Source organism: Microbacterium sp. NPDC019599 (genome assembly GCF_040632175.1).
GTDB lineage: Bacteria > Actinomycetota > Actinomycetes > Actinomycetales > Microbacteriaceae > Microbacterium.
This window is the reverse complement of the sequence record NZ_JBEYBL010000002.1, coordinates 594,809-612,530: the sequence shown is the minus strand read 5'-3', so window position 1 is coordinate 612,530 and position 17,722 is coordinate 594,809. Positions and strand designations below refer to the sequence as shown.

General features: G+C 69.2%; 21 protein-coding genes. 14 read left to right on the top strand and 7 right to left on the bottom strand.

Features of this window, described 5'->3' with window-relative positions:
- Positions 1 to 4 precede the first annotated feature (4 nt).
- Positions 5 to 739 (bottom strand): alpha/beta hydrolase, encoded by a 735-nt coding sequence (locus ABZ477_RS06300; RefSeq protein WP_360129524.1) that lies wholly within the window; start codon positions 737 to 739, stop codon positions 5 to 7.
- A gap of 185 nt (positions 740 to 924) precedes the next feature.
- Here ABZ477_RS06300 and ABZ477_RS06295 point away from each other — a divergent pair, with 185 nt between their 5' ends.
- The 6 genes from ABZ477_RS06295 to ABZ477_RS06270 all read left to right on the top strand — a co-directional run bounded on the left by ABZ477_RS06295 (position 925) and on the right by ABZ477_RS06270 (position 9,012).
- Complete coding sequence (locus ABZ477_RS06295) at positions 925 to 1,950, top strand: LacI family DNA-binding transcriptional regulator (protein WP_360129522.1); 1,026 nt, start codon at positions 925 to 927, stop codon at positions 1,948 to 1,950.
- Positions 1,951 to 2,060: 110 nt separating this feature from the next.
- A complete protein-coding gene (locus tag ABZ477_RS06290) occupies positions 2,061 to 3,362 on the top strand; it encodes an extracellular solute-binding protein (RefSeq protein WP_360129519.1) in 1,302 nt (433 codons plus the stop codon).
- 54 nt (positions 3,363 to 3,416) lie between these two features.
- Entirely contained in the window at positions 3,417 to 4,445 is a 1,029-nt protein-coding gene (locus tag ABZ477_RS06285) for a sugar ABC transporter permease (RefSeq protein ID WP_360129516.1), read from the top strand.
- Positions 4,445 to 5,329, top strand: a complete 885-nt coding sequence (locus tag ABZ477_RS06280) for a carbohydrate ABC transporter permease (protein ID WP_360129513.1) — start codon at positions 4,445 to 4,447, stop codon at positions 5,327 to 5,329. Before ABZ477_RS06285 ends, ABZ477_RS06280 begins: the two co-directional genes overlap by 1 nt.
- Entirely contained in the window at positions 5,330 to 7,564 is a 2,235-nt protein-coding gene (gene yicI / locus ABZ477_RS06275; protein ID WP_360129510.1) for an alpha-xylosidase, read from the top strand.
- Positions 7,561 to 9,012 (top strand): GH1 family beta-glucosidase, encoded by a 1,452-nt coding sequence (locus ABZ477_RS06270; protein WP_360129507.1) that lies wholly within the window; start codon positions 7,561 to 7,563, stop codon positions 9,010 to 9,012. The genes yicI and ABZ477_RS06270 overlap by 4 nt, the downstream gene beginning before the upstream one ends.
- A 99-nt stretch (positions 9,013 to 9,111) precedes the next feature.
- On the opposite strand, the gene ABZ477_RS06265 is transcribed toward ABZ477_RS06270, so the two are convergent.
- On the bottom strand, positions 9,112 to 9,648 hold the full coding sequence (locus ABZ477_RS06265) for an LURP-one-related family protein (RefSeq protein ID WP_360129505.1): 537 nt from the start codon (positions 9,646 to 9,648) through the stop codon (positions 9,112 to 9,114).
- A gap of 229 nt (positions 9,649 to 9,877) precedes the next feature.
- Between ABZ477_RS06265 and ABZ477_RS06260 the strand changes: the two genes are divergently transcribed.
- Positions 9,878 to 10,657, top strand: coding sequence for a hypothetical protein (locus ABZ477_RS06260; protein ID WP_360129502.1), 780 nt, complete (start codon positions 9,878 to 9,880; stop codon positions 10,655 to 10,657).
- A gap of 50 nt (positions 10,658 to 10,707) precedes the next feature.
- On the opposite strand, the gene ABZ477_RS06255 is transcribed toward ABZ477_RS06260, so the two are convergent.
- Entirely contained in the window at positions 10,708 to 11,781 is a 1,074-nt protein-coding gene (locus tag ABZ477_RS06255) for an aldo/keto reductase (RefSeq protein WP_360129499.1), read from the bottom strand.
- A gap of 56 nt (positions 11,782 to 11,837) precedes the next feature.
- Here ABZ477_RS06255 and ABZ477_RS06250 point away from each other — a divergent pair, with 56 nt between their 5' ends.
- Both ABZ477_RS06250 and ABZ477_RS06245 read left to right on the top strand, forming a co-directional pair.
- Entirely contained in the window at positions 11,838 to 12,248 is a 411-nt protein-coding gene (locus ABZ477_RS06250) for a MerR family transcriptional regulator (RefSeq protein WP_360129496.1), read from the top strand.
- Between the two features lie 91 nt (positions 12,249 to 12,339).
- Positions 12,340 to 12,756 (top strand): VOC family protein, encoded by a 417-nt coding sequence (locus ABZ477_RS06245; protein ID WP_360129493.1) that lies wholly within the window; start codon positions 12,340 to 12,342, stop codon positions 12,754 to 12,756.
- A gap of 28 nt (positions 12,757 to 12,784) precedes the next feature.
- Here the strand turns inward: ABZ477_RS06245 and ABZ477_RS06240 are convergent, their stop codons facing one another.
- From ABZ477_RS06240 to ABZ477_RS06230, 3 genes are all read right to left on the bottom strand, one after another.
- Entirely contained in the window at positions 12,785 to 12,925 is a 141-nt protein-coding gene (locus ABZ477_RS06240; protein WP_360129490.1) for a hypothetical protein, read from the bottom strand.
- 23 nt (positions 12,926 to 12,948) lie between these two features.
- Positions 12,949 to 13,332 (bottom strand): VOC family protein, encoded by a 384-nt coding sequence (locus ABZ477_RS06235; RefSeq protein ID WP_360129487.1) that lies wholly within the window; start codon positions 13,330 to 13,332, stop codon positions 12,949 to 12,951.
- 83 nt (positions 13,333 to 13,415) lie between these two features.
- The gene (locus ABZ477_RS06230) at positions 13,416 to 13,763 is read right to left on the bottom strand and encodes a dodecin family protein (protein WP_360129484.1); all 348 of its coding nucleotides are present in this window, start codon (positions 13,761 to 13,763) and stop codon (positions 13,416 to 13,418) included.
- 1 nt (position 13,764) lies between these two features.
- Here ABZ477_RS06230 and ABZ477_RS06225 point away from each other — a divergent pair, with 1 nt between their 5' ends.
- Both ABZ477_RS06225 and ABZ477_RS06220 read left to right on the top strand, forming a co-directional pair.
- Positions 13,765 to 14,253: an adenosine-specific kinase gene (locus ABZ477_RS06225; RefSeq protein ID WP_360129481.1), complete on the top strand. Its 489-nt coding sequence runs from the start codon at positions 13,765 to 13,767 to the stop codon at positions 14,251 to 14,253.
- 186 nt (positions 14,254 to 14,439) lie between these two features.
- Positions 14,440 to 15,888 (top strand): S8 family serine peptidase, encoded by a 1,449-nt coding sequence (locus ABZ477_RS06220; protein ID WP_360129478.1) that lies wholly within the window; start codon positions 14,440 to 14,442, stop codon positions 15,886 to 15,888.
- 106 nt (positions 15,889 to 15,994) lie between these two features.
- Here ABZ477_RS06220 and ABZ477_RS06215 read toward each other — a convergent pair whose 3' ends face one another.
- On the bottom strand, positions 15,995 to 16,174 hold the full coding sequence (locus ABZ477_RS06215) for a hypothetical protein (RefSeq protein WP_360129475.1): 180 nt from the start codon (positions 16,172 to 16,174) through the stop codon (positions 15,995 to 15,997).
- 86 nt (positions 16,175 to 16,260) lie between these two features.
- Here ABZ477_RS06215 and ABZ477_RS06210 point away from each other — a divergent pair, with 86 nt between their 5' ends.
- From ABZ477_RS06210 to ABZ477_RS06200, 3 genes are read left to right on the top strand one after another with little or no spacing between them, the layout of a single operon-like run.
- On the top strand, positions 16,261 to 16,599 hold the full coding sequence (locus tag ABZ477_RS06210) for a metalloregulator ArsR/SmtB family transcription factor (RefSeq protein WP_360129472.1): 339 nt from the start codon (positions 16,261 to 16,263) through the stop codon (positions 16,597 to 16,599).
- Position 16,600: 1 nt separating this feature from the next.
- Positions 16,601 to 17,248: a dihydrofolate reductase family protein gene (locus tag ABZ477_RS06205; RefSeq protein WP_360129469.1), complete on the top strand. Its 648-nt coding sequence runs from the start codon at positions 16,601 to 16,603 to the stop codon at positions 17,246 to 17,248.
- A gap of 9 nt (positions 17,249 to 17,257) precedes the next feature.
- The gene (locus ABZ477_RS06200) at positions 17,258 to 17,722 is read left to right on the top strand and encodes an SRPBCC domain-containing protein (RefSeq protein WP_360129466.1); all 465 of its coding nucleotides are present in this window, start codon (positions 17,258 to 17,260) and stop codon (positions 17,720 to 17,722) included.

Below are 17,722 nucleotides of genomic sequence, written 5' to 3'. Positions count from 1 at the left end.
GCGCTCAGTGTGACGCCGCGAAGCCTGCGATGAGGGATGCCGCGGGAGCAGCATCCCGGATCATCGTCTCGTGACCGTGGCCCGGCACCTCCGCGAGGGATCCGTCCGGAAGCAGGCGGACGACCGCCTCGCACCACTCCCGCGGGGCCACGACGTCGTCCTCGCCGCGCAGCACGAGTGCCGGCACGCGAACGCGGGGGAGAGTGCGCTCGAGGCGGTGCACGAGCATCGCGCGGAGCTTCGTCCCCAGGTTCGGACCAGCCCGGACGTACTCGCGCGCGCCGCGCGCCCACACGAGCGGGCTCTCGATCGCGATGTCCTTCGCGAGGCGTCCGAGCTGCGCTGACGCGCGTCGCGCGCGGGGGTCGACGGTGGGCCCGACGAGCACGATCCGCCGTGCGACATCGGGATGCCGCGCCACGACCTCGGCTGCGATCTGCGCGCCCATCGAATGCCCGACGATGGTGAGGTCCCGGTAGCGACGCCGGCGCGCGAAGGCGGCGACGAGGTCGGCATTCCGCTCGATCGTGAGCGTGCGCGGCGGTTCGGGGGCCTCGCCGTAGCCGGGCAGATCGATCGCGACGACGCGGCCGTGCGGCACGAGGTGCCGCGTGAGGTCTGCGAAGACGCTGCGGCCCATGCCGATCCCGTGGACGAGGAGGAAGGTGTGCGAGCCGGCGCCCCTCGTGTCGACCGCCATCGTCGCGCCCTGCCAGGAGAAGCGCGTCGCCGAGGTCATGCCTCGACGCTACCGGCCGGTTCGCGATCAATTTGTTGGTTGTGGCCACGAAAGGGTTGCGCTCGCGAGTCAGCTGTGCGTAACATGCCTGTCGAAGCGTTTCCGCGAAGCGCTTCGATACTCCGGAGAGATCCGGAGATCAGCCCACTGGCGGCGCTGGCAGCCGCACGCACGACGGAGTCCGCATGGCGAAGATCAACGAGGTGGCCGAGGCCGCCGGCGTGTCGATCAGCACCGTGTCGTACGCCCTGAGCGGCAAGCGCCCCGTCGCCCCCGCGACCCGCAAGCGCATCGAGGAGGCCGTCCGCGACCTGGGCTACAGTCCCAACGCCGGCGCCCGGATGCTGGCCGGCAGCCGCACGCACATCTTCGCCCTCACCGAGCCGCTGCGCCGCGACACGCACGCTCCGACCCACATGTCGTTCGTGCTCGCGGCGGCCGTCGCGGCGCGCCGCAGCGACTACGACGTGCTGCTCCTGACCGACGAGCAGGCTTCGGCCGGCATGGCACGCGTCGCCGCCACGGGCCTGGTCGACGCGATCCTCGTCCTCGACGTCGCACCGGACGACGAGCGCGTCGCGCTCGCGCGCTCGATCGACACGCCGTCCGTCTTCATCGGGGTCCCGAACGACCACGAGGGCCTCGTGTGCGTCGACCTCGATTTCGACGCCGCCGCGCAGCTCGCCGTGGATCGCGTCGCCGACGCGGGACACCGCGCGATCGGCCTGATCGGGCAGCCGCAGGTCGCGTACGAGAAGTCGAACTTCCCTCCGCGCGTGCGCACCGCCTTCGAGCGCCGCGCCACCGAGCGCGGTCTGCGCCACGACTTCCGCGTGTCGGGCGATCGGATGTCGAGCGCCGACGTGACGCGTCGGGCGACGGCCGAGCTGCTCGACGCGGGCGCGACGGCCCTTCTCGTCCACGCGACCGACGACGTCCACGAGGCGGTGCTCGGCGAGATCGCGGACCGCGGGCTCGGCATCCCCGGCGATGTCTCGATCGTGTCGGTCGCGGCATCCTTTGACATCGGCGTCCTTCCCCAGGCGCTCGACGTCATACCGCTCGTCCCCGAGTCGTCGTGCGATCTCGCCGTCGAACTCGCCGTCCGGAGCCTGACCCCGGAGCGCCCCGAACCGGGGCTGCACCTCCTGCCTCCGGTCTACTACGACCGAGCCTCCGTCGCGGCCCCGCCCGGCTCGCGACGGGTCTGACCCTCACCCGAAAAACTCCATACCGCCTCCGCGTCGCCGAAGCCGCACCGGCTCCGCCGCGGAACCCCACCCGCCCGGGATCCCCGGGAACCGAGAAAGGAGTGCCGAGGATGGCACGCATCACCAAGAAGAGGACCCTCGCAGCAGCCGGGACGCTCGCCGTCGCCGCGCTCGCGCTGTCGGCCTGCGCCGCGGGCGGGTCCGAGGGCGAGAGCGGCGACACGCTCAAGCTCTGGCACTACGAGGGCGAAGACAGCGCCATGGCCAAGGCCTGGAACGAGGCCATCAAGGTCTTCGAGGAGGAGACCGGCGCGACGGTCGAGTTCGAGCAGAAGTCGTTCGAGCAGATCCAGAAGACCGCGAGCCAGGTGCTCGACTCGGATGCCGCTCCCGACCTCATGGAGTTCAACAAGGGCAACGCGACCGCCGGCTTCCTCGCCTCGACGGGCCTGATCGCCGACATCTCCGACGCCGTGGACGAGTACGGCTGGGCCGACAAGCTCGCCCCCTCGCTGCAGACGACGGCCAAGTACACCGAAGACGGCGTCATGGGCGGCGACACCTGGTACGGCATCCCGAACTACGGCGAGTTCGTCGGCGTCTATTACAACCTCGACATGTTCGAGGCGGCGGGCCTCGAGGTCCCCACCACCTACGACGAGTTCATCGACGTGCTCGACGCGTTCGTCGCGCAGGGCATCACGCCGCTCGCCGAGGCGGGCGCCGAGTACCCGCTCGGTCAGCTCTGGTACCAGCTCGCGCTGTCGCAGGCGGACCGCCAGTTCGTCAACGACTACCAGCTCTACGAGAACCCCGTCGACTGGCAGGGCCCCGAGCTCACCTACGCGACCGAGACCCTCAAGGAGTACGTGGACGAGGGCTACATCGCCTCCGACGTCTCATCGGTCAAGGCCGAGGACGCCGGCGTCTCGTTCATCAACGGCACGGCGCCGATCTTCGTGTCGGGCTCGTGGTGGTACGGCCGCTTCGTGGAGCAGGCCACCGGCTTCGACTGGACGTACCAGGCCTTCCCCGACTCGACGCTCTCGCTCGGCTCGTCCGGCAACCTCTGGGTCGTTCCCGAGAACGCCGCGAACAAGGAGCTCGCGTACGAGTTCATCGACATCACGATGCGCCCCGAGATCCAGGCGATCATCGGCAACAACGGCGGTGTGCCCGTCGCCGCCGACCCCGCCGACATCACCGACCCGAAGAGCCAGGAGCTCATCGCGACCTTCAACGGCATCCTCGACAACGACGGCCTGTCGTTCTACCCCGACTGGCCCGCGGCCGGCTTCTACGACGTCATCGTCCAGCAGCTTCAGGGCCTCGTGACGGGGACGCAGGACGCCGCGACGACCAATGAGAACCTCGGCGCCGAGTACGAAGAAGGAACAGCGGACTTCCGCTGACCCGATCGCGGGGCGGCGGCTGAACCCGCCGCCCCGCCCCACTGGGAGTCGACAATGACTGTTGAAACGAGCGCCGACCTCGGCGCCACACGCGCCGACAGCGGCGCCACGCGCGGAAACCGCCGCGCGACCCGCGCCGCCGAGCGCACCAAGCTTCCCCGCGAGGAACCGTCGATCCCGCAGCGCAAGGGCGGCACCGCCGGATACTGGCTCTACCTCCTGCCCGGCTTCGTCCTGCTGCTCGTCATCGTCGTCATCCCCCTCCTCTTCAACGTCTACCTGACGTTCACGAAGTGGCGTGGCGTCCGCACCCCCGAGTTCATCGGCCTCGACAACTGGCTCAAGATCTTCACCGACGAGAAGTTCTGGACGTCGTTCACGAACTCCGTCTGGATGGTCCTCGCGATGGTCGTCGTCCCGACGATCGTGGGCCTCATCGTCGCGGCGCTCCTGTTCGACGTCGTCGGACGCAAGTTCGGCGGCAAGGTCGGCAGCTTCCTGCGCGCCACCTACTACCTCCCGCAGATCCTCCCCATCGCGGTCGCGGGCATCGTGATCGGCTGGATGTTCCGTCCGGGCGCAACCGGCGCGATGAACCAGATCCTGAGCATCTTCGGCATCCCCGCCGTCGACTGGCTCGGCCAGATGCCCTCCGCCCTGCTCGTCCTCATGGGCGTGCTCGTATGGGTGCAGATCGGCTACCCGGTCGTCGTCTTCATGGCGGCCCTGCAGCGCGTGGATCCCGAGCTGTACGAAGCCGCCGAGCTCGACGGCGCGAACTGGTTCCAGCGGTTCGGCGCCATCACGCTGAGCATCATCCGGCCCGAAGTGTTCGTCGTGACCCTCACGTGCACGATCGCGGCGCTCAAGGTCTTCGGTCCGGTGTACGTCATCACGCAGGGCGGCCCCGCCGGCGCGACCCTCGTCCCCGCGTACTACGCCTACACGGAGTTCTTCACGAAGCGCGACATCGGCTATGGAGCCACGATCGCCACCGTGCTCACCGTCCTCGTCGTCACCGTCTCGATCATCTTCATCCGCGTGCAGAGCTCGCTGGAGCGCAAGGAAAGGGCGGGACTCTGATGGCCGCCACCACCGCAATTCTCACCCCGCGCAAGCCCCGCCGCGCCCGCGGCGGCATGACCAAGAAGCGCACCATCGACTGGATGCTGCTCGCCGCCGTCATCCTCGGCGCGATCGTCATCCTGGTGCCCTTCTACCTGATCCTCGTCAACGCCTTCAAGTCGCCGATCGACTACGCGACGTCGGGCCCCTTCGCCCTCCCGCAGGCAATCGACCTCTCGGGGATCCAGGCCTTCTGGGAGCGCGTGAACTTCCCGCAGAAGGTCTGGAACTCGATCTTCATCTCGGGCGTCGTCGCCGTGCTCGCCGTGCTCATCTCGGTGCTCAACGCCTTCGCGATCGGCATCGGGCGCGTGCGGGGACGCACGTGGATCGTGCTGCTGTTCCTCCTCGCGAACCTGCTGCCGCAGGAGGCGCTGCTCTATCCGCTGTACTACATGTTCAAGTCGGTGGACCTGTACGACAACGTGTGGTCCGTCATCATCGTCTTCACCGTCATCCAGGCGGCGTTCGGCACGTATCTGCTGTCCTCGGTGTACGGCACGTTCCCGAAGGAAGTGCTGGAGGCGGCATCCCTCGACGGGGCGTCGCGCTGGCAGATCCTGTGGCGCGTCGTCTTCCCGATCAGCCGACCCACGCTGTCGGTCCTGCTGATCTTCTTCTTCATCTGGACGTGGAACGAGTTCCTCATCCCGCTGACGTTCCTGCCTTCGAACGCCAACCACACCGTCCCGGTCGCGATCAGCGTCCTGACCGGCGATCGGCTCATGGACGTCACGACGACGGCGGGAGCGGCGCTCATCAGCATCGTCCCGACGATCATCTTCTTCCTCATCTTCCAGCGCACCCTCACTCGCGGCATCACGGCAGGAGCAGTCAAGTAAATGAAGTTCACCGACGGGTTCTGGCAGCTGCGCCCGGGCGTCACGGCGCTCTACTCGCAAGAGGCCTTCGACATCTGGCCGACCGACGCGACGGCGGACGGCGACGGACTGGTCGTGACGGCGCCGACGATCGTGATCGCCAAGCGCGGCGACATCCTGAACCGCCCGACGCTCACGGTCGAGCTCTCCTCGCCCCTCGAGGGCATCGTGCGGGTGCGCATCTCGCACCACAAGGGTCGCGCGTGGCACGGCGGGTTCGACCTGCCGGGCGCCGTCAGCGGTGCCGGCACGGCCTCGGCGGGTGACGACGGGGGCGTGCTCACGAGCGGTCCGCTCACGGCGCGCATCGCGCCGGGGACGCCGTGGAACCTCTCCTTCGAGGTCGACGGCACGCGGGTGACCGGCAGCGGCCACAAGGCGCAGGGATTCATCGAGCTCGCCGACCGCGCCGACGTCAGCCACGGCGTCGCCGGCAACGCCCGCACGGGCCTGAGCGCGCCCACGTCGCACACGTACATCCACGAGCAGCTCGATCTCGGCGTCGGCGAGCTCATCTACGGCCTCGGCGAGCGGTTCGGACCGCTCGTCAAGAACGGCCAGACTATCGACATCTGGAACGCCGACGGCGGCACGTCGAGCGAGCAGGCGTACAAGAACGTCCCGTTCTACCTCTCGAACCGGGGCTACGGCATCCTCGTCAACGACCCCGGCCACGTGTCGTTCGAGGTCGGCTCCGAGGCCGTCGAGCGCGTGCAGTTCTCGGTCGCGGGGGAGGAGCTCGAGTACTTCGTCATCGCGGGCCCGACGCCCAAGGACGTCCTGACCCGCTACACGGCGCTCACGGGACGCCCGCCGATCGTGCCGGCGTGGTCGTACGGCCTGTGGCTGTCGACCTCCTTCACGACGGACTACGACGAGGCGACCGTCACAGGGTTCATCGACGAGATGGCCAAGCGCGAGCTGCCCGTCTCGGTCTTCCACTTCGACTGCTTCTGGATGCGCGAGTTCAACTGGTGCGACTTCGAGTGGGACCCGCGCGTCTTCCCCGACCCGGACGGAATGCTCGCGCGCCTGCACGACAAGGACCTCCGCGTCTGCGTGTGGATCAACCCGTACATCGCGCAGCGGTCGCCGCTGTTCGCCGAGGCCGCCGCGCAGGGCTTCCTCGTCAAGCGCCCCGACGGCTCGGTGTGGCAGTGGGACCTGTGGCAGGCGGGAATGGGTCTCGTCGACTTCACCAACCCCGACGCGACCGGGTGGTTCCAGTCGAAGCTGCGCGCGCTCGTCGACCAGGGCGTCGACTGCTTCAAGACCGACTTCGGCGAGCGCATCCCCCTCGAGGTGGAGTACTTCGACGGCTCCGACCCGTCGCGCATGCACAACCTCTACACGCAGCTGTACAACAAGGCCGTCCACGACGTCCTCGTCGACGCGCGCGGTGAGGGCGACGCCGTCGTGTTCGCGCGCTCCGCGACGACCGGCGGCCAGTCGATGCCCGTGCACTGGGGCGGCGACAACACCTCGACCTTCGAATCGATGGCCGAGACGCTGCGCGGCGGGCTCTCGCTCGCGTTCAGCGGCTTCGCGTTCTGGAGCCACGACATCGGCGGGTTCGAGGGAACACCGGATGCCGGGGTCTACAAGCGCTGGACCGCGTTCGGCCTGCTCGGCTCGCACTCGCGCTTCCACGGCTCGGGCTCGTACCGCGTGCCGTGGGCGTTCGACGAGGAGGCCGTCGAGGTCACGCGCGTCTTCACGCACCTCAAGATGCAGCTCATGCCGTACCTGTTCCAGGCGGGGGTGGATGCCGCGGCGACGGGCATCGCGCTCGCGCGGCCGATGCAGGTCGAGTTCCCCGACGACCCCTCGGTCGCGTATCTCGACCGGCAGTACATGCTGGGCCCCGACATCCTCGTCGCCCCTGTCTTCACGCCGTCGGGGGACGTGGAGTTCTACCTGCCCGCAGGCACGTGGACGCACCTCCTGACGGGCGAAGAGGTGCAGGGCGGCGGCTGGCGTCGCGAGAACCACGGGTTCACCTCGCTGCCGATCTACGTCCGGCCCGGCGCCGTCATCCCGTGGGGTGCACGCCACGACCGGCCCGACTACGACTACCTCGACGGGCTCGCGCTGCGCGTGTTCGCGGGCGGCGAGGGGCAGAAGTCCGTCACCGTCACGACGCCCGACGGCCGCAGCCAGACCTTCACCGCTGACCTCTCGGAAGTGACACGATGACGAATGTGCAAGAAGCTGTGACGCAGGGCCGCACCGACTACCGCGACTCGGGACTCGTCTTCCCGCCGGGCTTCACCTTCGGCTCGGCGACCGCGTCGTACCAGGTCGAGGGCGCGTTCGATGAGGACGGCCGCGGCCCCTCGATCTGGGACACGTTCTCGAAGACCCCCGGGAAGGTGTGGAACGGCGACACGGGGGACGTGGCGTGCGACCACTACCACCGTGTCGAGAGCGACCTCGACCTCATGAAGGATCTGGGTCTGGACGCGTACCGCTTCTCGATCGCCTGGCCGCGCATCCAGCCCACCGGCACGGGCCCCGCGAACCAGAAGGGCATCGACTTCTACTCGCGGCTCGTCGACGGCCTGCTCGAGCGCGGCATCAAGCCCGTCGCCACGCTGTATCACTGGGACCTCCCGCAGCTGCTCGAGGATGCCGGCGGCTGGCCCGTCCGCGCGACGGCCGACGCGTTCGAGGAGTACGCGGCCATCATGGGTGCCGCGCTCGGCGACCGCGTCCACACGTGGACGACCCTGAACGAGCCGTGGTGCTCGGCGTACCTCGGCTACGGTCAGGGCGGGCACGCGCCCGGCCGGCACGAGCCCGCGGCAGCCCTCGCGGCGGTCCACCACCTCAACCTCGCGCACGGCCGGGCGCTGCAGGCGCTGCGGGCCACCTCGACCGGGACGCCCGAGTACTCCGTGACGCTCAACTTCCACGTGCTGCGGGGAGTCGGGGATGGCGCGGCCGAGGCGATGCGCCGCATCGACGGCCTCGCGAACCGCGCTTTCACCGGGCCCATGCTGCGCGGCGAGTACCCCGCGGATCTGCTCGAGGACACAGCATCCGTCACCGACTGGTCGTTCGTGCAGGACGGCGACCTCGCGACGATCCACCAGCCGATCGACGTCCTGGGCGTCAACTACTACTCGACCGCGACGGTGGCGCTGTGGGACGGCGTCTCGCCGAAGCAGATGAACGACGGGCACAAAGGCGCCGCCGGCGGCACGGCGTGGCCCGGAAGCGACCAGTTCGTCGAGTTCGTCGAGCAGCCGGGGCCGTACACCTCCATGGGCTGGAACATCGCGCCCGAGGGGCTCGAGGAGCTCCTCGTCTCGCTCTCGGAGCAGTTCCCCGAGCAGCCGCTCATGATCACCGAGAACGGTGCCGCCTTCGAGGACGAGGTCGCCGAGGACGGCTCGGTTCCGGACGCCGATCGCCTCGACTACCTCCGCCGCCACTTCACGGCCGCGCACCGGGCGCTCTCGCGCGGAGTCGACCTGCGCGGCTACTTCGTGTGGTCGCTCCTGGACAACTTCGAGTGGGGCTACGGCTACGCCAAGCGGTTCGGCATCGTGCGCGTCGACTTCGACACGCTCGAGCGCACCGTGAAGGACTCGGGCCACTGGTACGCCGACCTCGTGCGGGATCACACGATCCCCGCCTGAGTCTCACTGCCCCCTGGTCGAGTCGCCAGGACACGCCGATGCCGAGGCATCGCGAGCCGCGTGTCCTGGCGACTCGACTGGCTTGTGCCCTGCGCGGAGCTACATCTGGTCGAGAGCCACCGTGGCGGCGAGGATCAATGCGATGTCCTCACCCGGGCTGATCTCGACACCATAGGTGTCGCGAAGGCGCAGCCATCGCTTGGACACCTCGGCGATCTTCGAGCCGCCGCGCTCGAACTCGTACTCGTGGTCGACGATGTTGCCCTGGATGGAGATCTCGCCGATGTCGTCGGCCTGAAGCGTGTAGCGCTCGCGCAGCGGGTTGATGAGGGCCTTCTTGATCGACGCGTCCGGCCGGCCGGGACGTTCGATCGACATCGTGTCCCTGATCGCGATCTTGCGCTCCTGGATCCTGGCCACTTCGTTGCCGGCGAGGTCGCGGATCACGAGCGTGTCCCGGATGCGGAGGGCCTTCCCGTCCACTTTGAAGGCACGCCGCCCGGTGTTGGTCTCGATCCAGTAGTCATCGCCGACCGACACGAGCTTCTCCCTCATCTGGAAGATCTCCTTGTCCCCGCCTCCGCGCCGCTCCTCGCGCCGCTCCTGACGCTCTTCTCGACGACCCAGTAGTGCCATGGTTCACCTTTCGACGGGATGACTCGAACGAACGGACGAGGACATCGGGTTCGGATCGCCGTCCCGCGATGGCGCGGAGGACGGTGTTTCCGCCATCATGGCACCGCACATCCGCGACCGCAGTCGTGCGACGCGGAACGGGTCGGGAACAGCGCGAAACCACCGCAGGCCGTGCGGCAAGCGGCTCGAGTGCGGAGCCGACGAGCAGGCGAGGATTGGGCGGGCAGACGTGGTCAAGACGGTGGCGGAGCTGCGGGGCACGGGGCTGAGCTCTCCGCTCGGCCCGCTGCTGGTGAGCGGGGACTGGTACCTCGTCGGATCGCGTGCGACGGGCCACGACGACGAGCTGAGCGACTGGGACACGATCCTGCTCACGGTCGTCGCTGAGCCGACGTCGGAGTCGCCGGACCAGGCGACGGTGGATGCGGCCTTCGGGGTCGTGCGGCCGGCGCTCGATGGACGGCCGGACCTCGCGTTCCATATCGCGTGGAGATCCGTCGGCGCCGTCGACCTCGAGGTCATGGGGGCGGATGCTGTCCATCGGCGCGCCGAGGACCTGTCGACGTGGGCGCACGAACTCCGCACGGCGGTGCTGCTGCATCGCGGGTCCGGCGTGGGTGAGCGGTATCGGACGGAGATCGCCGCCCGGTTCGAACAGGAGGGACCGCGGCTCGCCCGCGAGGCGTACCGCGCCTATCGACTCGCCCGCAACCAGGCGGTGTCGGCCCTCGCCCGACCGGATGTCGCAGTGCAGCTGCTGCTGAACGGTCAGACCGCTGCGGCGGCGGCCCGCACGTGGTTCCTGGCGGCAGGGCTTCCCGCGCCCGGGCAGAAGTGGCTGCTGCCCGAGCTGGACGACGCTCCCGCTGCGGCGGAGCTGGCTGAGCAGCTTCGTGCGATCCTGCAGGCGGAGACCCCGAATCGGGCGGAACGCTGGTTCGACGCGCACCTGAGGATCTGGGAGCTGCTCGACGGTCACGCGGAGCAGCACGGCATCGCGACCGACTGAGCCGAGGCGCCGCGCGGCCGGCCTGCCGAGCCGGCCGCGCGCGCCGGTGCTCAGGCCCCTGCCGCGTCGAGCTCTTCGAGCATCGCCGGCGTGAGCTCGACATCCAGTGCCTCGATGCACTCGAGGTACTGGTCGAAACTGCGTGCGCCGATGAGCGGGAGCACACGCGGCGAGCGGGCGGACAGCATCCATGCGAGGACCACCTGGTTGCCTGTCGCACCGGACTCGGAAGCGACCCGGTCGACGGCCGCGAATCGTGCCTCTGCGTCCGGGCCCGCGTAGGGCTCCATCATCCAGAAGTCGTCCGCACGCTTCGATCGATCGGTGAACATGCCCTTGAGGACGGGGGAGTACGCCACGAGCTGGAGCCCCGGGTGCGTCCGCAGGAAGTCGAGCTGACCGGCGTCGACGATGCTGAGGTGCTCGACCTCCGGACGTCGACGCAGGAAGCTGTGCTGCTGCTGGAGCGCGGTCGGTGCAGGCCAGCCGCGCGAGGCGGCGACGGCGAAGACGTCCGCGAGCCGCCTGGTGCTGACATTGGACCAGCCGTAGGCGCCGATGCGGCCATCGGCCACGAAGTCGGCCATGGTCCCGACGGAGAAGTCGAGCGGTGTGCGCGGGTCGTCGACGTGCGTGTAGTACAGGTCGATCGCGTCGACCCCCAGCCGCTCCAGCGAAGCCGCGAGCGACTGCTCGAGCACGGGGCGCGAGGCGCCGACGAATTTCGTCCGCGCGACCTCCCAGTTCGCCGTCCCGTCGGGGAGCCACACGTCGTCGAGGTCGGTGAGCGTCGCCGTGCCCTTCGTCGCGAGGTAGACCGCGTCGCGGGCGCCGGTGTCGGCGAGCCAGCGGCCGAGGAGCCGCTCGCTGTGGCCGCCGAACTCGCCAGGCATCTCCCACCAGCAGTAGCAGTCGGCCGTGTCGACCATGCCGCGCGCCGGTGTGCCGTCGGCGCCCGCGAACCGCGGAACGACCTCGGAGAGGTAGTGGTCGAGGATGCGCCGCGATTCGTCCTCGGGCGTGCGCGTGCCCATCAGCATCGCGCCGACCGCGATGGGAGCGAGCGGGATCTCGGTCTCTCCGAAGAGGAAGGCGGGCCGGAGGGTCGTCTGTCGTGTCGTCATGGATCCGACGGTAGAAGTTCGAGCGCACTCGAAGTCAAGCGACTAGATTGCGGATCATGGACCCGCTCACCATCGACCAGGCCGCCGCCGAGACGGGCGTCTCGAAGCACACGCTGAGGTACTACGAGCGCGAGGGGCTGCTCCCGCAGATCGACAAGGCCCCGAGCGGCCACCGCCGCTACTCGCCGGGCGACATCGAGTGGGTGCGCTTCCTCCAGCTCCTGCGCGCGACGGGGATGCCGATCCGCGAGATGAAGACCTTCGTCGCCCTCACGCACGCGGGCGACCACACGATCCCCGACCGCATCGCTGTGCTCGAGCGGTATCACGCCGCCCTCGTCACGCGCATGGCGGAGGACCGCGAGCACCTCGCGCGGCTCGACCGCAAGCTCGGGATCTACCGCGACATCGTCGCGACGCGCGAGGTCACGCCGGAGCACATCATCGGCGAGCCGTCCCGCACCTGAGGAGAGCCCGACCGTCCTGCCGACGTGTGCGCGCGGCTTGATCCCGATCCGGTGGATCGGGCGTGTCGGAGTCTCGGCCTATCGTGAGGGCATGGACGTGCAGTTCGTGGCGGGTTTCGGTCCCATCGTTCGAGACGACGGCGCCTCTCGGGCGTTCTATCGAGAAGCCCTCGGCATCACGTTCGAGGAGCAGTCGCCCGGCTACCTCGACACGAAGTCGCTCGGCGGCGTGAAGGTGTTCGCTCTGTGGCGACTGTCGGATGCTGCCGAGTCCACGTTCGGCAGCACCGAGTGGCCGGCTCACCTGCCGGTGCCGCAGGCCTGGCTCGAGTTCGAGCTCGCCTCACCCGAAGCCGTCGAGGCAGGCGAGCGGCAACTCCGCGAAGCGGGTCACGAGATCCTCGCCTCGACCCACGTCGAGCCGTGGGGTCAGACGATCTCCCGACTGCTCAGCCCGGAAGGGATGCTCGTCGGCCTGTCCTACTTCGCACAGCTCCACGACGACTGACCGCCCGCGCGGGCCGCTGTCGAGGTGGCTAGACCGGCTCGGTCGTCCGGATCAGCCCGCAGTTGAGGCACGACCACGCCACGAGGAACCGCTCGTCGTCGAGGATCTCGAATCTGAGCGCGTCGCCGCACGTCGGGCAGCGCCATGGATTCTCCGCCCGCGACCTCATGCTTCGAGCCTAGGGTCGTGATGTCAGGCGGAGGCCGAGGAGATGTCCGTCCCGATCCGGATGAGGTTCCCGTTGTCGTCGACCACCGCGAACTCGCGCATGCCGTAGTCGGTGTCGACGGGATGCGTGACCCGCGTGCCGGTGGCCTGGTCGGGTCGGACGGTGCCGGACCACTCTCGGAACAGCGCATCCGCGTCGCTCACGTAGACGTAGCAGGCGCTCGCCGTCCGAAGGGGATCGACGGAATCATCCTCGACGAAGTGCAGCTCGACGTCGCCGCGCCCCAGGATGAGGTAGTTCCATTCCTCCGGCGGCGCGCCGCGGTTCTCGAAGCCCAGCGCCTCGTAGAACCGGAGGGTCTTCGCCAGGTCGCGACTGGGCAGGATGGGCACTGCGCGCTCGGACACCAGGGCAGGCTATCGACATCCGTCGCGGCCCGCCACGGTCACCCGTCGGTCGCCGCCGACCGACGGGAGGAACGAGGGCCGGCTCACTCCGGCGCGTACTTGAACGACAGCTGGAGCCGGGACCGGAACAGCAGCGCACCGTCGTCGCCGACGACGACGTCCTGCTTCGTCACCTCTGCGACGCGGAGATCGTGCAGCGATCCGGCGGCGGTGCTGATGGCTTCTCGGGCGGCATCCTCCCAGGAGGAAGCGCTCGTGCCGATGACGTCGATAACCCGATAAACGCTCATGGTGGTCCCATCTCGCTCGATGCCGACCAGACCATACTGATCGCGCTCGCGCCCGGATGGAAGGCCTGCACTGTTCGCGAGACTCCGGCCGGTGCGGCGGCGATCGTGCGGGGCTATCCTGGCGGCGTCCAAGGAGGTCATCGTGGCTGTCGACATCGAGGTCGTTCCGCTGGAGAAGCCGGAGGACGTGAACGTCATCCTCGGCCAGTCCCACTTCATCAAGACCGTCGAAGACCTGCACGAGGCGCTCGCCGGGGTGGGCGGCACCCTGAAGTTCGGCGTCGCGTTCTGCGAAGCATCCGGTGCCCGCCTGGTCAGGCGCACGGGAAACGACGCCGCGCTCGTGGATCTCGCGGTCGCCGGAGCGTTGGCGGTCGGCGCCGGACACTGCTTCGTGATCATGCTGCGGGACGGTTTCCCCGTGAACGTCCTCAACCAGGTCAAGGCAGTGCCGGAGGTGTGCACGATCTACTGCGCCACGGCGAACCCGGTGCAGGTCCTCGTCGCTGTGACGGATGCCGGCCGCGGCGTTGCAGGAGTGGTCGACGGCGAGCCGCCCGTGGGGGTCGAGACCGAGCAGGATGTCGCCGACCGCCGGGATCTGCTGCGCGCGATCGGCTACAAGCTCTGACCGGCAGGTCGAGACATCCGCATATCACACCGCGCGGCGGCTGCCACGGGTGATGCGCCGGGCGGCATGCCGTGCATAGGATCGCGGGAGTGCTGCGACGACGCAGCAGCGGCCCCCTCGCCACCCCGAGCGGGGCCGACGGCACGGCCCACCCGGTCGATGCCGGTCATCCAATGGAGGAGACACATGAAGTATCAGCACAGGGTGATCGGCGGCACAGCCGTCCTCGCCCTCACCGTCGGCATGATCGCCGCTGCCGTCACACCGGCCGCGGCAACCGGACCCGACACGACGTATCTGGTTCTGGCCCCCCAGGGGAAGAGCACGGCGGCCGCTGCGGCACGGGTCGCCGCCGCGGGCGGCAGCGTCGTGGCGACGTACAACCAGATCGGCGTTCTCGTCGCGCGCTCGACGAACACGTCGTTCGAGAAGAAGGTCGCCGGCGCGGGCGTCGAAGCCGTCGCCTCCACGAGCGGCCTCGGCACGACGCTCGCCGATGACGAGGTCCTCCAGACCGTCGACTCCGCTGCGGTGGACGCCACCGGCGACCCCACGGGAGAGCCGCTGTGGAGCCGTCAGTGGGACATGGAGCAGATCGACGTCCCCGAGGCGCACGCGATCACGACCGGTGACCCGTCGATCGTCGTCGGCGTGCTCGACTCCGGCATCGACGCCACCCACCCCGACCTCGCGACCCAGGTCGCGTTCGACCAGAGCGCGTCGTGCCTGGGCGGTGTCGTCGACACGAGCCAGGCGGCGTGGAGCCCGACGACCTCGTCGCACGGCACGCACGTTGCGGGCACGATCGCCGCGGCGATCAACGGCGTCGGCATCGCGGGCGTGGCACCCGGCGTGAAGGTCGCCTCTGTGAAGGTCGTGAACGACGACGGCTTCATCTACCCGGAGGCCGCGATCTGCGCCTATCTATGGGCCGCCGACCACGGCATGCCGATCACGAACAACAGCTACTTCATCGACCCGTGGGAGTTCAACTGCGTGAACGACCCCCGTCAGCGACCGGTCTGGCAGGCTGTCCAGCGCGCGCTGCGGTACTCCTCGTCGCAGGGCACCCTCACGATCGCGTCGGCCGGCAACAGCAACGTCGACCTCCAGCACAAGTTCGTCGACTCGTCGAGCCCCAACGACGGCAGCTTCCCGGTCGAAGACCGCACGATCACCGGCGCATGCCGCGACCTGCCGGCCGAGGCGCCCGGTGTCGTGACGGTGTCGGCCGTCGGCACGGAGCAGCTGAAGAGCTACTACTCGTCATACGGACAGGGAGTCGTCGACGTGACCGCCCCCGGCGGCGACACGCGTCAGCCCGACCCCACCGTGTCGACGATCGAGCACGCGGTGCTCTCCACCGTTCCCGGTGGCTGGGGGTACTCGCAGGGAACGTCGATGGCTGGACCGCACGCGGCCGGTGTCGCGGCGCTCGCACTGTCGGCGCACCCGAACCTGACGGCGAACGCGCTGGCGTCGTTCCTCGAGCGCACCGCAACCCCGTTGCCGTGCCCCGAGGGCGTGTACAACCCCCGCCCGACCCTCCCGCAGTACCAGGCGACGTGCACCGGCGGTGCGCGCAACGGCTTCTACGGCGCGGGCAACGTGAATGCCTTCAACGTGGTGAAGTAGTCACCTGACCGGATGCGGGGGTCGGGCCTTCGGGCCCGGCCCCCGTTCCCATTCCGCCCGCGCGACTCTGCTCGGCATGAAGTTCGTTCAGTCCGACCCGATTCCGTCAGTCGCCGCCGTCGAGGCCGCCGACGCCGTCCTCGACGGGAGCGGGCTCTTCGTCCTGGACGACGAAGGCGGCGGACGTCGTGGCGTCTCCTGCGCGCAGATCGGCTCCCGCGAGCGCTCGCTCGATCGCGAGGTCGATCTCCGACCCGGGTCGGATCTCTTCATTCGGTGTCGACATGATGCCCTCCTGAGGTCAGGCTATCGGCCGATCCCACGGGGCGCCGATGGTTGACGAGGCGCACGTCATCCGCAATAGTTAGGTACATGCCTAACTATCGCGAGGAGGTCGACACGGTGCTTCGCGCGCTCGCCGACCCCACTCGCCGGGCGGTCGTGGAACGGCTCTCGAAGTCGCCGGCAGTGGTGTCCGAGCTGCTCGCGCCGTTCTCGATGGCGTTGCCGTCGCTGCTCCAGCACCTGCGCGTCCTCGAGGATGCGAGGGTCGTGACGTCGAGCAAGCAAGGGCGCGTGCGCACCGTGAGCCTGCGACCGGGTGCCCTGGACGTCCTGCACGTGTGGCTCGGCGAACAGCGCACTACCGCGGAGCGCCAGGCCGACCGCCTCGGCATCCATCTGGCCCGCTCGACCACCAAGGAGATCTGACATGACCCGCGTTCGCATCGACCTGTTCTCGTCGCTGGACGGCTACACGGCGGCGCCCGATCCCTCGTCCGACAATCCGATGGGGGAGGACTGGGGGCCCTTGACTGAGGCGTACGCCGCGACCCGCACGTTCCGCGAGAAGGTCTTCGGCGACGCCAGCGGCGCGGGAACGACCGGCGTCGACGAGTCCTACGCCGCGGCGTTCTTCGAGGGCGTCGGCGCCGAGATCATGGGAGCCGCGATGTTCGGCCTCCACGCGTACCCCGACGACCCTGACTGGAAGGGCTGGTGGGGCGATCAGCCGCCGTTCGGCTCTCCCGTCTACGTGCTGACCCACTCCGCGCCACGCCCGTCGATCCCGATGGACGGCGGCACGACGTTCCACTTCCGCAGCGGGGCGATCGAGGACGTGCTCGCCGAGGCGAGCGCCGCGGCGGGCGGTCTCGACGTGCGCGTCGGCGGCGGGATACGCACAGCGCGCGACTTCCTGCGCGCCGGCCTGGTCGACGACCTGCACGTCGCCGTCGCGCCGATCGTGCTCGCGCGCGGCAATCGCGTGTGGGAGGACCTCCGCGGTCTCGAGCACACCCACACCGTGGCGACCGAGGTCGCCGAGAGCGGCACCATCCACGTCACCTTCCGCCGGTAGGACAGGTCCATGTCGATCGAGCGCCGCATCGCGCACTCCGGATTCACCCTCACCCGGGACTATCCCGTACCCGTCGCGCGGGTCTGGCAGGCCTTCTCGGACGGGGAGGAGAAGCGCGGCTGGCTCGGCGACACCGACACCTTCGAGCGCGGCGAGTGGCGGTTCGACTTCCGCGTAGGAGGGCGGGATGTCGACGAGGCGAGGTTCCACGGCGGCCCGCTGTCGCGCTACGAGGCCGTCTACACCGACATCGTCGAGCACGTCCGCATCGTGACGACCTATGACATGTGGCTCGACAGCATCCACATGTCGACGTCGGTGGCATCCTTCGAGTTCGAGGAGATCTCCGAAGGAACGCGTCTCACGCACGTCGAGCACGGGATGTTCTTCGACCAGTTCTGGGCGGACGGCCCCGATCGCGAGGAAGGAACCCGAGGCTTGCTCGAAGCCCTCGGCGAGCACCTCCGGGGCTAG

Coding starts and splice junctions, on each gene's coding strand:
- ABZ477_RS06300 (WP_360129524.1), bottom strand. CDS start 739: ATGACCTCGGCGACGCGCTTCTCCTGGCAGGGCGCGACGATGGCGGTC.
- ABZ477_RS06295 (WP_360129522.1), top strand. CDS start 925: ATGGCGAAGATCAACGAGGTGGCCGAGGCCGCCGGCGTGTCGATCAGC.
- ABZ477_RS06290 (WP_360129519.1), top strand. CDS start 2,061: ATGGCACGCATCACCAAGAAGAGGACCCTCGCAGCAGCCGGGACGCTC.
- ABZ477_RS06285 (WP_360129516.1), top strand. CDS start 3,417: ATGACTGTTGAAACGAGCGCCGACCTCGGCGCCACACGCGCCGACAGC.
- ABZ477_RS06280 (WP_360129513.1), top strand. CDS start 4,445: ATGGCCGCCACCACCGCAATTCTCACCCCGCGCAAGCCCCGCCGCGCC.
- yicI (WP_360129510.1), top strand. CDS start 5,330: ATGAAGTTCACCGACGGGTTCTGGCAGCTGCGCCCGGGCGTCACGGCG.
- ABZ477_RS06270 (WP_360129507.1), top strand. CDS start 7,561: ATGACGAATGTGCAAGAAGCTGTGACGCAGGGCCGCACCGACTACCGC.
- ABZ477_RS06265 (WP_360129505.1), bottom strand. CDS start 9,648: ATGGCACTACTGGGTCGTCGAGAAGAGCGTCAGGAGCGGCGCGAGGAG.
- ABZ477_RS06255 (WP_360129499.1), bottom strand. CDS start 11,781: ATGACGACACGACAGACGACCCTCCGGCCCGCCTTCCTCTTCGGAGAG.
- ABZ477_RS06250 (WP_360129496.1), top strand. CDS start 11,838: ATGGACCCGCTCACCATCGACCAGGCCGCCGCCGAGACGGGCGTCTCG.
- ABZ477_RS06245 (WP_360129493.1), top strand. CDS start 12,340: ATGGACGTGCAGTTCGTGGCGGGTTTCGGTCCCATCGTTCGAGACGAC.
- ABZ477_RS06240 (WP_360129490.1), bottom strand. CDS start 12,925: ATGAGGTCGCGGGCGGAGAATCCATGGCGCTGCCCGACGTGCGGCGAC.
- ABZ477_RS06230 (WP_360129484.1), bottom strand. CDS start 13,763: ATGACCTCCTTGGACGCCGCCAGGATAGCCCCGCACGATCGCCGCCGC.
- ABZ477_RS06220 (WP_360129478.1), top strand. CDS start 14,440: ATGAAGTATCAGCACAGGGTGATCGGCGGCACAGCCGTCCTCGCCCTC.
- ABZ477_RS06215 (WP_360129475.1), bottom strand. CDS start 16,174: ATGTCGACACCGAATGAAGAGATCCGACCCGGGTCGGAGATCGACCTC.
- ABZ477_RS06210 (WP_360129472.1), top strand. CDS start 16,261: ATGCCTAACTATCGCGAGGAGGTCGACACGGTGCTTCGCGCGCTCGCC.
- ABZ477_RS06205 (WP_360129469.1), top strand. CDS start 16,601: ATGACCCGCGTTCGCATCGACCTGTTCTCGTCGCTGGACGGCTACACG.
- ABZ477_RS06200 (WP_360129466.1), top strand. CDS start 17,258: ATGTCGATCGAGCGCCGCATCGCGCACTCCGGATTCACCCTCACCCGG.